This window comes from Candidatus Poribacteria bacterium, from assembly GCA_021295715.1.
Classification (GTDB): domain Bacteria; phylum Poribacteria; class WGA-4E; order WGA-4E; family WGA-3G; genus WGA-3G.
Window position 1 is genome coordinate 32,826 of record JAGWBV010000038.1, and the last position, 13,895, is coordinate 46,720.

Annotated in this window: 11 protein-coding genes and 1 pseudogene; 10 read left to right on the forward strand and 2 right to left on the reverse strand. The window is 47.8% G+C overall.

Features of this window, described 5'->3' with window-relative positions:
* Positions 1-62 precede the first annotated feature (62 nt).
* The 7 genes from J4G07_11005 (at position 63) to groL (ending at position 8,900) form a co-directional block, all read left to right on the forward strand.
* On the forward strand, positions 63-1,187 hold the full coding sequence (locus J4G07_11005) for a PorV/PorQ family protein (protein ID MCE2414526.1): 1,125 nt from the start codon (positions 63-65) through the stop codon (positions 1,185-1,187).
* Positions 1,188-1,342: 155 nt separating this feature from the next.
* Positions 1,343-2,023 carry a hypothetical protein gene (locus J4G07_11010; GenBank protein ID MCE2414527.1) on the forward strand — a complete coding sequence of 227 codons (681 nt, stop codon included), beginning with the start codon at positions 1,343-1,345 and terminating at the stop codon, positions 2,021-2,023.
* A gap of 253 nt (positions 2,024-2,276) precedes the next feature.
* The gene (locus tag J4G07_11015) at positions 2,277-3,215 is read left to right on the forward strand and encodes a dihydrodipicolinate synthase family protein (GenBank protein ID MCE2414528.1); all 939 of its coding nucleotides are present in this window, start codon (positions 2,277-2,279) and stop codon (positions 3,213-3,215) included.
* Between the two features lie 292 nt (positions 3,216-3,507).
* Positions 3,508-4,098, forward strand: a complete 591-nt coding sequence (locus J4G07_11020) for a Uma2 family endonuclease (GenBank protein ID MCE2414529.1) — start codon at positions 3,508-3,510, stop codon at positions 4,096-4,098.
* Positions 4,099-4,138: 40 nt separating this feature from the next.
* Positions 4,139-5,848: an NFACT family protein gene (locus tag J4G07_11025; protein MCE2414530.1), complete on the forward strand. Its 1,710-nt coding sequence runs from the start codon at positions 4,139-4,141 to the stop codon at positions 5,846-5,848.
* A gap of 265 nt (positions 5,849-6,113) precedes the next feature.
* A complete protein-coding gene (locus J4G07_11030; GenBank protein ID MCE2414531.1) occupies positions 6,114-6,842 on the forward strand; it encodes a hypothetical protein in 729 nt (242 codons plus the stop codon).
* Positions 6,843-7,262: 420 nt separating this feature from the next.
* Positions 7,263-8,900: a chaperonin GroEL gene (groL, locus tag J4G07_11035; protein MCE2414532.1), complete on the forward strand. Its 1,638-nt coding sequence runs from the start codon at positions 7,263-7,265 to the stop codon at positions 8,898-8,900.
* Between the two features lie 25 nt (positions 8,901-8,925).
* Here the strand turns inward: groL and J4G07_11040 are convergent.
* A pseudogene (locus tag J4G07_11040) lies at positions 8,926-9,817 on the reverse strand (IS982 family transposase).
* A 128-nt stretch (positions 9,818-9,945) separates the two neighbouring features.
* Between J4G07_11040 and J4G07_11045 the strand changes: the two are divergent.
* The 3 genes from J4G07_11045 to J4G07_11055 all read left to right on the forward strand — a co-directional run bounded on the left by J4G07_11045 (position 9,946) and on the right by J4G07_11055 (position 12,493).
* Entirely contained in the window at positions 9,946-11,007 is a 1,062-nt protein-coding gene (locus J4G07_11045; GenBank protein MCE2414533.1) for a WD40 repeat domain-containing protein, read from the forward strand.
* A 209-nt stretch (positions 11,008-11,216) separates the two neighbouring features.
* The gene (locus J4G07_11050) at positions 11,217-12,263 is read left to right on the forward strand and encodes a PQQ-binding-like beta-propeller repeat protein (GenBank protein MCE2414534.1); all 1,047 of its coding nucleotides are present in this window, start codon (positions 11,217-11,219) and stop codon (positions 12,261-12,263) included.
* Positions 12,233-12,493, forward strand: a complete 261-nt coding sequence (locus tag J4G07_11055; GenBank protein ID MCE2414535.1) for a PQQ-binding-like beta-propeller repeat protein — start codon at positions 12,233-12,235, stop codon at positions 12,491-12,493. Before J4G07_11050 ends, J4G07_11055 begins: the two co-directional genes overlap by 31 nt.
* A gap of 8 nt (positions 12,494-12,501) precedes the next feature.
* Here the strand turns inward: J4G07_11055 and J4G07_11060 are convergent, their stop codons facing one another.
* Positions 12,502-13,830: an IS4 family transposase gene (locus J4G07_11060; GenBank protein ID MCE2414536.1), complete on the reverse strand. Its 1,329-nt coding sequence runs from the start codon at positions 13,828-13,830 to the stop codon at positions 12,502-12,504.
* Positions 13,831-13,895: the final 65 nt, after the last annotated feature.

Consider the following 13,895-nt stretch of genomic DNA (forward strand, 5'->3'; position numbering starts at 1 on the left):
TGCTCGCGTTGTTATATACTATTAAGTAGCATTGCTTTTGAATAAAAAAATGGAGGAATTAAGTGTACTCTTTTAGACGCAAAATCTTCATATTGCTTTTATGTCTTGCGATCTTTTTTCCGGTGGGAGCTTTTGCCGGACCCGGTCGAACAGGTGCTCAAATTTTAAACCTCGGCGGCGGTGCGCGAGCAAGAGCACTCGGTGACGCTTTTTCTGCGATGTCAGGTGATGTAACCACGTCGCTCTGGAACCCAAGTGGATTGGCAGATATGCCTGAAAGTAAACTCCGTTCTGGCAGGAAAGCGACACAAGCCTCAATGTTTTATACAGATTACAGCGCACCCTTTGGAGAAGCCGGGGAAGGATTGTACTATACCTTCCTCTCAGGCGCGATGCCACTCGGCGATGTCGGAACTATCGGCGCGACGCTCCAGATGCAGGGACAAGGCACAATCGCTGTGACAACAGATTCTCCCGATATTCTTCGTGAAGAAAGTCTCGGTACCAACTTCGCGTTGACGTTTTCATACGCGGACCGCATTACAGAGTCTTTATCGGCGGGTATCAACGGCAAGATGATTCGGATGGTTCTCGGACGCGAAAGTGGAAGTTCTTATGCCGTTGATTTGGGAATGCAATATCTCCTTCCGTTCGATCCTATTCCAACAACGTTCGGTGTTGCAATTCAGAACGTTGGACCGGGCATCTCTTTCATTGATGAAAACCAAGCAGATCCGTTACCGCGGTTCTTACGAATCGGTACGTCTATGAGTCTTTATCAGTCAAGGTATCATCACATTCGCTTCGTCAGTGGTGTCACAGCCTACATTGATAAATTGGCAGAGGATGAAAACGAATTAGCCATAGATTTGGACCGGCTCAACGCCGAAAGAGAAGAAAAACTGACACGAGAACAACTCCTTTCCGATCGCGGGGTGGGTATCCGAGCATTTGAATGGCGGCACCTTCAAAAGAATCTCGGCTTGGAGTACTGGCTCGGTGGTATGCTTGCATTCCGTGTTGGCTACAAGTCGGAACCCGGCATTAACTTACCGGACTTGACAGATTACATTACTGCCGGTGTAGGTGCGCGATGGTATCTATTCAATATTGACTTTACAATTGGACCGAGCTTCGGTCCAAGCCGCTCGCGACTCTATGAAACCACTTTGATGTTCATCTTTTAGAAGGAAAACAACGAAAAGTGAAATCTAAGACCCAAATTTTAATAATCGTGCTGATGTTATGTTTAGCGTCCGGTCTCTGTGTAGCATCCGAAGGTCCTCGTGCGCCACTACTCACAACTTTTTATTTAGATTCTACCCTCGGAAGCCGCACGCTCATGAATCAATCCACTGTCGTTATGGAGGCGACCCAAGAGTTCCAGACTCGGAAATCTCCAAACGAGGCGTTTTTGTATTCGCTCGTTATTCCGGGGATGGGACAACTCTATACTGGGGCAAAACGCGGGTATCTCTACGCTGCTGCAGACGTTGGTTTGCTCGTGACCTATTTTTTTCTACGAAATAATGCTTCAAACACACGAGAAGACTATCGCGATGTCGTCAGACAACACGTTACGTTTATCGGTCCAGGTTCCTTTGAGGACTGGGATCCTATAGAGGATTTTGAGCACGCCACGCAATATGAAACATGGAATCATGTCTACGATTCGGACGAGACACGGGCGCGCACTGGCAAATGGTATTGGACGGATCTCGATCCGAATCTAAAAAATGAACCCGATTTAGACATTGATTTCGACTCGCGGTATCGCTTGGAAGCGTTTGATTTACGGCAGAAAGCGAACGACACCTTTCAACTCGCTCGGACAATATTAGGTGTAGCAATCTTAAACCATGTTGTCAGTGCTGTGGAGGCCCGGATCTCAACGAAACGTTTCAATACCCGCTTGCAAAAGACACTGACACAAACACGAGTCAACGCACTTGAGATAGATTTACAAACCGACATAGCGGCTGGTGCGCTTACAGGCACACTTGTCCTACGGAAAAGATTTTAATTTTACCTTGCGGATTTTTAATTTTACCTTGCGGAGGAACAACGTGCGTTTCAACTTTTGCGTGCGTTCCGTATATCCGCTCTCCATTCCATTACGAGCTACGGGGTTTGAGACTATTGTAACGCCAGTTTGAAAATACATCCTCACGTTAAAGTAGCATAACCTGTTAGGTTGTGCATCTTCGCTCAGATGTTAAACAACGAGAGGTGATGTAAGCTTATTTCTAAAATTTACCAGAATACGGGAGACTGCTATGCCATTAGAACTATCAAATCTTTTGGAGGCACTTAATTCGGTTACTGCGATTCCTATTGTTCCTTTCGAAGGGGACAACATTGATTACACCGGACACGCTAAGAACATTGACTATTTAATGCGTAACAACTATCTTGATGAAGGACGGCAGCGGGTCATTGCTATCGCTGGGACAAGTCTGATCCATCATATCAGCGAAGCAGCGCAACTTCGGCTCATTGACCACACCGGACAACAAATGGGGGATAGTGGTATCCTCATGTCTGGTATTGTGCCGAATCCCATCGGTCAGGCAGGTCAACTCATTGAAGCCCAGTCTGGACTCAAAAGACCGCCAGATGTGTACTTGCTCATGCCCTTGACTGGCGTCTCAAGTCCAGAGGGGATCTACCAACAGTACATGGAATTTGGTGAGAAATACGGCACTTCTTGTGGTGCCCGATTCCTCTACTATTTCCGTCAGAAACGCGACTTAGAAGCGGTCATTCGTCTCCTAAACGATTCGCCGCATTTCGTGGGTGTGAAGATCGGGACAGGTGAAGAGGACGTTGTGCCACTCGTTGAAGGTGTTGGGGACAGCGGAATTGTGATGTGGGGCATCGGCGATAGGTGTACCCGTCCGGCGGAGCTGGGTACGAAAGGGCATACCTCTGGTATTGCGGTCGCCTTTGCGCGTGCCTCTGACGAGATTAATAATGCCCAACGCCGAGGGGATTACGAGACCTCTGCACGCATTGAAGCCGACATTGCGCCGCTTGAGGAGATTCGTTTCATGAACGAGCGGGTGTATAACTATTCTGCTGTCGTTGAAGCGATGATCTTAAGCGGTTTTGATGATATTGCCGCTGGGACGGGTGCTCCATTTAATCCGCGTGTTCCGTCCGAAATTCAGGAACACCTCCGCGGCGTGGCACAGAACTTAAAACGTTATCATTGAGGTTTGTAGATACAGGTCTTGCGTTGATAGAAACCGCCTGCAGTGCGTCTGTAACCGTCTAAACATAAACCCAAGAAAAAATGGAGGTTAATGATGGTATGTAAAAATCTTGACCCCCTCCTGTAACAATGTTATAATAGAATTACAGGACTTACGCAGCTTCCTTTATTGGCGAGGTTTCTTAGAAGAAACACCCTTCGACAGCAAAACACCTCGCCTATGGTGGACTGTAGATTCTTATCAGAAAATTGCCTAAGTCCTAAGAACCCCTAAAAATTCCTGGAGGCAAATCATGGCAACTCGGGCAGTTCAAACATATCTCACGCCAGTGGAGTACATCGCTTTAGAACGTAAAGCGATACCTGATGCTGAAACAGTCAGAAGCGAATACATCAATGGAGAGATTATCAACATGCCCGGAGCCAGTTTCGCACACAATCTTGTCACAGGTAATATCTTTGGTGAGCTCCACACTCGCTTGAAGGGCACAGCGTGTGCTGCTTTCGCGAATGACATGCGTATCAGTATTCCGACAGCAAAATCCTATTTTTATCCCGATGTTGGCGTTGTTTGTGAGGAACCCCGTTTTGAAGATGATGTCTTTGACACGCTCTTGAACCCGATTGTTATCGTAGAGGTGCTTTCATCTTCAACCGAAGCGTTTGACAGGGGTGAAAAATTTGCCCACTATCGCCATGTCACATCGTTGCAGGAATACGTCCTCGTTGCTCAAGACCAGATTCGTGTTGAACACTACTACCGTCAAGAGAGGCAGTGGATTTTTACCGATTTTGAAAAACGTGATGAGATTCTGTCGCTTCCTTCCATTCAGTGTGAATTACCCTTGCAGGAAATTTACGAACGCGTTACATTTTCTGATTAGCAACGCTACAATGTAAATTCCATGAAGTGAGATCTCCACTATGTCTTACGATAGTTTAGCACTTCGTCTGGTTGCCCAAGAATTGCGAGAAACCCTTTTGGGCGGGACAATTCGGCACATTGAACAGGCGAATCCCCACACCTTTTCATTTAAGATCGGTCGCGGTGCCCAATCGCAGTGGCTGACGCTATCTGCACATTCATTGCATGCCCGCACCCACCTCATCGAGAAACCTCCACCCGGACAAAAGCAATCCTATCTGGCGGATTTTCTCACAACACATCTCAGGCGCGGTGTGATTACTGCAATTGAACAACTCGGTTGGGATCGGATCCTCAAGATAACCGTTCAACCCGTTTCCGATGAGCCGATACAACCGTCCCCTAAAGCCGTTATCGCTGAATTTATGGGAAAACATAGCAATATTATCCTCATTGACGCAACCGACGACAGGATTTTGGAAAGTCTCAAACGTATCGACGAGACAATGAGCCGACATCGAGAGATCTTACCCGGTGAAACGTATGCTCTGCCACCGCAGCAGGAGAAGGTAGATCCATTGACGCTGGATGAGACAACGTTCACTGAACTTTTTGACGGACAAGCGGACGTGAGTTGGCGGAAGCTTTTTAACAAAATCGACGGTTTTAGTCCAACACTCGCAAAAGAGGTGGTTGCACGGGCAGCGGAAACAGGTCTTTGGGAGGCGTATCAGCAGGTTATTGACTGTTTCGATGCGGCGCAGACTTCACCGCAACTCCTCATGGATGGAGATGCGCCGATTGCCGCTTCAGCGATGACGCTGCATCAATTCCCACATGCTTCCTCTCAAACGTTTGACACAATGAGCGGCGCGCTCACCGCATACTACGAGGCGGTTACCCTGAAGGAGGAGATGGCTTCGGAACACCGGACCCTCACGCAAGCGTTAAACAAACAGGAGAATCTACTCCAGCGGAAAGCCGATGGGTTACACGCCGATTTGGGACGGGCAGAGAAAGCGGAGGATTATCGCATTCAGGGTGAGTTGCTTCTCGCGAATCTACACGCTATCACCCGCGGGCAGAAACAGATAGAATTGCAGAACTATTACAGTTCTGACCTTGAAATGCTGTCGATTCCGCTGAATCCGGAGCAAAGTCCGTCCGATAACGCACAAGCATATTTTAAGAAATACACAAAAGCAAAACGAGGGCGTTCACGCATCGAGCAACTCATTTCGGATGTAGAGGCGGATCAGGAAACTCTTCGACTGTATGCCTCCAAATTAGAAGCCGCTGATACTTTAAACGCGCTGCAGCGTCTCAAAACGGAATTTGTCGCGAACGGCTATCTCAAGTCACCCCAGCGTGGTAAGCAGAAACAGGAGGTAGGTGGAGGTCCTTTCCGAAGGTACACTTCTACCAACGGCTTCCAGATGTATGTTGGACGAAACAGCCAGTCGAATGACTTGCTCTTACGTCAGATTGCCAAGCCTCGTGATATGTGGCTGCATGCGAAGCAAATTCACGGTTCACATGTCATCATCCGCAACCCAGAAAATCGCCAAGACATTCCGATGCCGACGTTGTTGCAAGCCGCGCAACTCGCTGCCTACTACAGCAAGGCACATCATGCCAGTAATGTGCCTGTTGATTATACGTGGGCACGGTATGTTGTGAAGCGCAAGGGGAACGTCGCTGGTTATGTGCATTACACGCGTGAGAAGACGTTATTTGTTGAGCCTGCCGTGCCTAAGTCGAAAGAATGAAAATCTTGTATGGCTGCTTTGAGAAACGCGCCTACCGAAATTTATAGACATTAATCCCTACCCCTGTTATACTATTCGCATAATCTATAAATTAACGTGAGTTTGATAAAAGTGTCAAGTTGGGTTTCGCTACTGGTATTGATACAGAAAGTGGTCTTGAAAAACGAAATAGGTGTTTACTGCTCTACCTAGGGGAAACACCCAAGCAAAAACACCTACAAGTTTATTTTCAAACCGGCGTTAAATTAACATAGGAGAAACTCTTATGAAACTGGTTAGGTGGTTCATACTGATTGCATTCCTTTGTGTTGTCAGTCTTTTTGCGGCAGGAACCGCTGCTGCACTCGAAGAATGGATACATGTTGATATAGAGCCCTATGCAAACACGAAACTCGTTAAACACGAGTGGTGGACGAAAAATCCTGGAGATAGTACGCTTTCCCGATTACCTATCGGTGAAGTGGACGAGTTTGAAGGACCGGATGGGAAGGTAGAGTTTAAAATTATAGACGGTGCCATTGTTATCTTCGGCACCAATGCCGCGATATGGCCCAAAGCGGTTGAAGACATCGTCGTTGGAGGTAAGACAAAGTTCATCTATTTTTTCCACTCGACCGGGTGGGAACAGAACGGCGTTCCGAGCTACATGTTCGTGATGAATTATCAGGATGGTAAGAAGGAAGAGCTTGAGATGATTTCAGGTTTTAATTCCGATGATTGGTGCCACGACGATGCTGAGCTCCAAGACGATAACTCGGTCTGGGGCTGGGTGAAGAAGGAAGGCGGTCCTTGTGGACACGCGGGGTTAATTACCACAAAATGGGAAAACCCGCGACCCGACATAAGGATTGAGACGATAGATGCCATTTCTTTGGAGTTAGGGTCAGTGCCTGTCATTCCAGCGATTACCTTGGGTGAAGCGTCACTCGCAGTTGATCCATCGGAGAAATTGGCGATCACTTGGGGGAGTCTGAAAAACCCACGTAGATTCTAAACTTTACTCGCGGGTGAGGTGTCTTAGGGGAAATATGAAGAAACACCCCAGCAAACGCCTCGCCTATTTTTATGTGCTCGTGCCGGCTATAATCAGAGCCAGGGAAGTCGGGAATCGGAGTTCCCTCCTACAAGAATGGCAATCGGCAGTTAGCAGTCGGCGGTCGGTAAGAGGGTGTTCGTAATAATTCACCCGCTCTCGGAATATTCCAAGAAAAGTCAATTGTTACAGAATCCTTCTTTGCTGAGCACTGAAGGTTTCTGAGTTCCCTCCTACCAGGGAAGTGAGGAACTTTGCGCGTTCTTCTATAAAAAATTGACTTTATCTGGCGTGTATGCTATAATTATAGCAGCGATTTGTAATCGCAACATTTTCTAATACTAAATATTGCAACACTTAAATTGATATAGGAGGAATTCAATGCCAGCAAAGCAAATTATCTTTGATGAAGAAGCGAGGGTGGCACTCAAGCGCGGCGCGGATACACTCGCCGATGCTGTGAAGGTTACCCTCGGTCCCCGTGGTAGGAATGTTGTCATTCAAAAATCTTTCGGGGCACCGCTGGTAACATGCGATGGTGTCACCGTCGCAAAAGAAATTGAACTCCCGGACCCCTATGAAAATATGGGTGCCCAGTTACTCGAATCTATTGCAACGAAAACAAACGATGTCGCAGGCGATGGAACGACTACTGCTACCTTGTTGGGTCAGGAAATCCTTCATGAGGGTCTCAAGAACGTCACTGCTGGTGCCGACCCGATGCAGTTGAAGATTGGTATAGACAAAGCCGTCGTCGCTGCTGTTGATGCGATTACCGCACAGAGCCGTGCGGTTAATACACATGAAGAGATTTTACAGGTAGCCGCAATCGCAGCCAATGATCCTGCAAACGACAGTAATATCGGCGCGACTGTCGCTGAAGCACTTGAAAAAGTTGGAAACGACGGGGCTATCACGATTGAGGAAGGCAAGACCTCAGAGACGACTGTTGATATTGTTGAAGGTATGCAGTTTGATCGTGGTTTCCTCTCACCCAATTTTGTAACTGACATGCAGGCACAGGTGGTCGAATTTGAGAACCCTTTTGTTCTCATCAATACCGAGAAAATTTCCACAGTGGCAGATCTCGTGCCGATTATGGAAAAGACGATGCAACTCGGCAGACCCTTGTTCATTATCGCTGAGGATGTTGAAGGGGAAGCGCTCTCTACGTTAGTTGTGAATAAACTCCGTGGAAACCTTCAAATTGCCGCCGTTAAATCCCCCGGTTTCGGGGATCGACGTAAAGAGATGTTGGAAGACATCGCAATCCTGACCGGTGGTCAAGTCATCTCTGAAGAGACGGGCATCCGTCTGGAAAACATTGTTGTTGGCATGTTGGGAACGGCTCGACGCGTCGTTGTTGACAAGGATAACACCACAATCGTTGGAGGTAGTGGTGCTAAGGAGGGCGTCGAAGGAAGAGTCGCGCAGATTCGGACGCAGATCGAGGAAACGACTTCTGAGTATGATCGAGAGAAGTTGGAAGAACGGCTCGCTAAACTCGCAGGTGGTGTTGCCGTTGTCAATGTTGGTGCTGCTACGGAAGTCGAGATGAAAGAGAAGAAGGCTCGATTTGAAGATGCCCTCGCCGCAACGCGTGCCGCAGTTGAAGAAGGGATCGTCCCAGGGGGTGGCACATCACTTTTACGGGCCGCCGCGTCCTTGAGTGATTTGGAACTCGACGGAGACCAGAACACAGGACTCAATATTATCCGTCGCAGTTTGCTCTCACCTGTGCGTGCTATCGCAGAGAATGCGGGTATGGAAGGGTCGGTCGTTGTTGCCAAGCTGCAGGAAGGTGAAGGGAATTACGGCTTCAACGCTGCAACAGTTGAATATGGCGATATGCTTGAAGAAGGGGTTGTTGACCCGACAAAGGTCGTCCGATCCGCGTTGCAGAACGCTTCCAGTATTGCTGGCTTGCTGTTGACGACAGAAACGCTCATTACAGAGATTGAAGAGCCACCGGGTCCATCTGCTGCCGCTGCTGATCCACACGCTGGACACTTCCATTAACGTGAGTTTGATAAAAGTTTAGCGTTTAGAAAATCACGGGTAAATCGCTGACACCTTGAAGTTCAGCGAGGTTCAGCGAGGGTTTTTTCTCCAACAACTGATACGCAATCAAAGCAGAGAAGACATTGACTTGGAAGTTTTCAAGGCTTCTATGACGACTGTGTTCCACCTGCATCTGTGTCTTGAGTTCCCGGATCACCGATTCAACGAGCGTCCGTTTTTTCAGCAACACCTCATCGGAGACAGATACCTTTAGGGGTTTCATGTTCTTACGGACTTTGTAAACCAAGTTGACCCCTTGCTCCCGGAGTGCTTCGCGAATGTCTTTGGAGATATACCCTCTGTCTGCGTAGAGACTCCCGTGAAGGCGTTCTGCGAACGTTCCGAGCGGTTTTCGGTCATCTATATTTCCAGGGGTCAGTGCGACATCCAAGAGATCCCCAGTGTGATTGATAACGAGATGAAGTTTGAATCCATAAAACCACCCCATAGACGTTTTTGAACGTTCCGCAACACCTGCGAAGACGCGATGTGAGGAAATCCGCTTGGTATCACAGACCCGCAAGCGTGTTGAGTCGACGAAGGACACCCCGCTACAGTCGCCAAGGCGCGTGCCGAGATAAACGTCAAAAGCGTCAGGACTTCTTTTTTTCGCTGCACGAAGCGAGAATAACTCAGTAGATGCGGGAACGCTGTCCGCCAATAGACGCAGACGTGTTTGAGATAAAAGTGTTTAAACGTCCGATAGTTGCTTTGATGGAACGCGATCAAGATCGTCATCACCTCGCTTGGATGCAACCGTCTCGGACGTCCCCGGGTTTCGAGGGGGGCGTCTCAGGGAGACACTGTGTTGACATCCATTTCTCATACGCAAGAAAAAAGTCGTCTATGTCGCAGAAAAGTGTTAGGATATTCATCGGAGAACTCCTTTTGGTGAAAAAAATAAAATGGTTTTACTTCATTCTACCAAAAGGGTTCTCTTTCTTTAAAAATTAGGCAAATATTTATCAAACTCACGTTACTGTACCTAAAAGGAGGGACACCGATGAAAAACATATTCGCAACAAAAATCAGATACCTTCCGACCTTATTGATACTTCTACTGATTTCAACGTTCTGTCTCCCTACCACGCTCTTTGCGCAATCCCCTTTACCCGAAGATGCGAAAACAAAGTTCAATGTGGGGCGCATCTACGATGTGGAGTATTCACCAGACGGCACACTGCTCGCTGTCGCAAATTCTGTGGGGATTTGGATATACGATACGACCGCCTATCAATTACTCCGTTTGGTGAAGAGTCGTAGAACCGGTGTACACAAGATTGTTTTCAGCCCGGACGGGAGCATCATCGCAAGTGAAGAAGAACTCTCCAGAATCCATCTTTGGGATGTCAACACAGGAAAGCATAAATATAAACTCGATCGTAGCAGCTGGATCAGAAGTTTCGACTTCAGTGCTGATGGGGAAACACTCATGACAGTGGGAATACACGGAGTCCTTACTTATTGGGACACAGACACTGGTGCCGAAAAGGAGCGTATCATGCGGGGTTTCGGTACAGAATTTATAAATGCTTACTTTTCCATTTTCGACCCGAATAACATTATATTGGCAGTTTCAAATCTGCACGCCACCATCGATTTATATGATCCGGTTAAAGGCGAAGTCAAAAAAACGCTTATAGGACATAAACGAGGTTGTCATTGCATTGTTTTTAGCTCGGACGGCAAAACATTGGCGAGCGGAGGAAGTGAGCCGGTTATCCGTCGTGAAGACGGGACCTTCCGTAGTGGCGGAGTTCTCCATGTGTGGGATACGGTGAAAGGAGAACTGAAACATAAAATTTCTGGGAACGGTATGTATGATCTTAATAGCGTCGCTTTTAGCCCAGATGGGAGCCTGTTAGCTGGTGGTGATGAATTCGGACATATCCACTTGGTGGATCCAAACACAGGCGAATACAGAAAAAAGTTTAAAGGGCATAGCAGATGGGTAATTGCTATCTCCTTCAGTCCGGATATGCGGACGGTTGCGAGCGGTAGCAGAGATGGCACCGTCCGTATTTGGGAAGTCGCTTCCGGCGAAAATAAGCAGACACTTTACTGATATTACCGTCCGTATTGTTGGGTTTCGCACGATCTACCTTTATGTGTCAATTTAAGAAAATATCTGTATTTTCTTTTGTGTGTGAAGTTTGGCGGTTTTTCTGTCGTCTAAATCGCGAAGGAAGCGGAGAACGCGGACAGGATTATCACATCTTCGGTGTCAAGCCCCCGTTGCTTTAGTTCGACGACGTGGACAGGGAATACGACAGGATGAAACTATACAACCAAGTATCAGAGGATCAACTCTACATCCTCCAACTAATGGAGTGGGGATTGAACACGTGCACAGGTCGCTCACCTTGGGAGTTGCCGAGAGATAACTGGGAATGGACAGAAAGCGAACGGATGATGAAGTGGCGTGATGAGCAGCGACGGGATGGACACTATGCTTTTGCAGATTTGCAGATCGTTGAAGAACAGATGAGAAGCTTTATACTGGTATCTGACCCCGAAACAGATAATGCTGTATCTGATGGTTGTCCCAGAGGAACACCCAGAGGAAGCGATATATGGAGAAATGAGTGTCTACGAGAAGACATCCGATCCTTCAACAGGTGCGATCTTCCTGCTCCACACCGTCTGCGAGCTAACGAAGATAGCTGCTTCCTCCTTGTATTGGACACAGTATTGGTGGACAACTTGGTGGTAGTCATAGGATACAAGACAATACTCGTCCTGCTGTTAAAGGGTTATATCCATAAATCCGGCTTATCCATCAAGAGGAGAAAAATGAAACAACTTTCAAGAAGCATCTGGATCATCGTGTGCCTTTGTGCCACCATCGCATCCGCCGAATGGTCACAATGGCGCGGACAAAACCGAGATGGTATCTTGACTCAATTCTCTGCACCAGAGGTTTGGCCGAAACAACTTAAAAAACTATGGCATGTGGAGTTAGGGAGTGGGGACGCTTCGCCTATCGTTGTGGAAGGACGGATTTACACGCACACACGGCAGAACCAAAATGAAGTCGTTACTGCACTTGATCTCAAAACAGGTGAGATGCTTTGGCAGAATTCCTATGGACCGGTACCTTACATGTGGCCCTGGCATGGTGCAGAATCGCGTGGTCAAGGTCCATTTTCCACACCGGTGTTTCATGACGGGATTGTTTATGCCCTGGGGATCGCGCAAGCCCTCTCCGCATTCGATGCCGAAACGGGTCAACTGCTTTGGCGCAAAGACTTCAAAAACACCTCGGCTTTGGGAGTTCGACATCGCCGATTGTGGAGTCAGGTTATTGCATCGTTCATGTAGGCGATCCGAAGAACGGTGCATTAACTGCGTTTGATGCACGTACAGGAGAAGTCGCGTGGCAGTGGACTGAAGATGGACCGTCCTACGCATCACCAATCTGTGTTGAGTTTGAAGGAATAAAACAACTTGTCGCACTTACCCGGAAATACTGCATCGGCATTTCACCAACCACCGGCAAACTCTATTGGAAAACGCCTTTTGAGCAGGTGTGGGACGAGACCGTTCCATAGGTGTCAATTTAGGGATTTTCCGTAGCCTCTTGGAGTTTCCGCCATGTTGTATTTTTTCCAGTGGCTCTCTGAAAAGTGCCTCCATTTTCAAAGGCACGCTTTATGTCTTTCAAGGTTTTGCGAAGTGTCGTTTTTGCGTGATGAAAGCTCATGGTGATCAGTCTCGCATAGCCTGCGATATATTTTGCGGTTTTGATGAAACTGTGTTGTATGTGTCGGTATCCAGTGCCTAACATGACGGTATGCTGAATCAAAAGTGCGATGAGTTTGGCATAGATTTCAGAGAGGCTGCGATAGGGTTTCTGACTTCGGGAGACCTGAAGTTTTGAGAGACTTTTGAAACTCTTGAAGATCAACTCAATCTGCCAACGGACACCGACGATGGCACAAATCTGCTTCGGTGTGAGCCGATGTGCCTCGATATTGGTGATATAGAGGTTGTATCCAGCGAGACGTAAGAGTGCTTTTGAGAGGGTTTCTGCCTTGCGTTTGGCACGGTGCTGGATGGAGCGTCGGCGTTTATCGGTTTCTGCTTGAGAAAGTCTTTCAGCGACGAGAGACACCCGAAGTCGCTTGGTTTTGCCGATACGAATAGACTTACGGATGAAGGTGTTTTCTGCTTCTGCTTTGAGCATGTTTTGTAGATCGAGGCGTTCCCCGGTGTCATCAGACACGAACGAGTTGGCTTTCAACCGAGATATCCAGTAGATACCGTTTTCAGTCAGTTTCTCAAGCGCATCGAGCGAAAAATATGCTAAGTCTGCGAGGCGTAAACTCCCCTTTGGTAGGGGGTGAGCGGCTTTCATAGCCGTGGCATCCGCCGTCATCCCGTCAGTGAGTTGGAAGTGTTGAAAACTTCCCGTAAGGACATCAAAACACAGATGAAGTTTCAAAGCCGCTTTGTGAGGATGATCCTTTTTCGGGGGCCCTTTGCAAATCTCATGGAGTTCATTGGGGAGTCGTATCCATGTCGAATCTTGAACATAGACACCCGTAAACGCCTCAAGTAAAGGGAGCGTTTGCCGTTGATTGCCCCCTTCGAGCATTTCCGCAATCGCTGTTTGAAGCGTGCGTTTGAACATTTCAGCGGTTTCAGGGGTCAGCCGTTGTTCAAGAGCCTGGCGTCTGACTTGTATACCGAGAGTCGCAGCTGTTTCAGTGAGGTGCTGATAACTCGCTTCAGGGTCTTCCAACCACCCGAAGACCAGCGTTTGGGCTAACGCACTCCCGGTGAGTTTGCGTTTTCTTTTCACGCACCCCGTCTGCGGTGCGACTTCATCGGGGACGGTTTGAAGAATCATTTGCATTTTTTCGGGAACCTGTAGTAAAATGGACATTGGAAATACCTCTTTTGTAGAATTTACCTCTAACATTTGTTCTTACACCAAAAACATACTTATTC

What these genes read in the sequence shown, in the direction of transcription:
- J4G07_11010 (MCE2414527.1), top strand. Translation starts at nt 1,343, where the DNA reads ATGAATCAATCCACTGTCGTTATGGAGGCGACCCAAGAGTTCCAGACT.
- J4G07_11015 (MCE2414528.1), top strand. Translation starts at nt 2,277, where the DNA reads ATGCCATTAGAACTATCAAATCTTTTGGAGGCACTTAATTCGGTTACT.
- J4G07_11020 (MCE2414529.1), top strand. Translation starts at nt 3,508, where the DNA reads ATGGCAACTCGGGCAGTTCAAACATATCTCACGCCAGTGGAGTACATC.
- J4G07_11025 (MCE2414530.1), top strand. Translation starts at nt 4,139, where the DNA reads ATGTCTTACGATAGTTTAGCACTTCGTCTGGTTGCCCAAGAATTGCGA.
- J4G07_11030 (MCE2414531.1), top strand. Translation starts at nt 6,114, where the DNA reads ATGAAACTGGTTAGGTGGTTCATACTGATTGCATTCCTTTGTGTTGTC.
- groL (MCE2414532.1), top strand. Translation starts at nt 7,263, where the DNA reads ATGCCAGCAAAGCAAATTATCTTTGATGAAGAAGCGAGGGTGGCACTC.
- J4G07_11045 (MCE2414533.1), top strand. Translation starts at nt 9,946, where the DNA reads ATGAAAAACATATTCGCAACAAAAATCAGATACCTTCCGACCTTATTG.
- J4G07_11050 (MCE2414534.1), top strand. Translation starts at nt 11,217, where the DNA reads ATGAAACTATACAACCAAGTATCAGAGGATCAACTCTACATCCTCCAA.
- J4G07_11060 (MCE2414536.1), bottom strand. Translation starts at nt 13,830, where the DNA reads ATGTCCATTTTACTACAGGTTCCCGAAAAAATGCAAATGATTCTTCAA.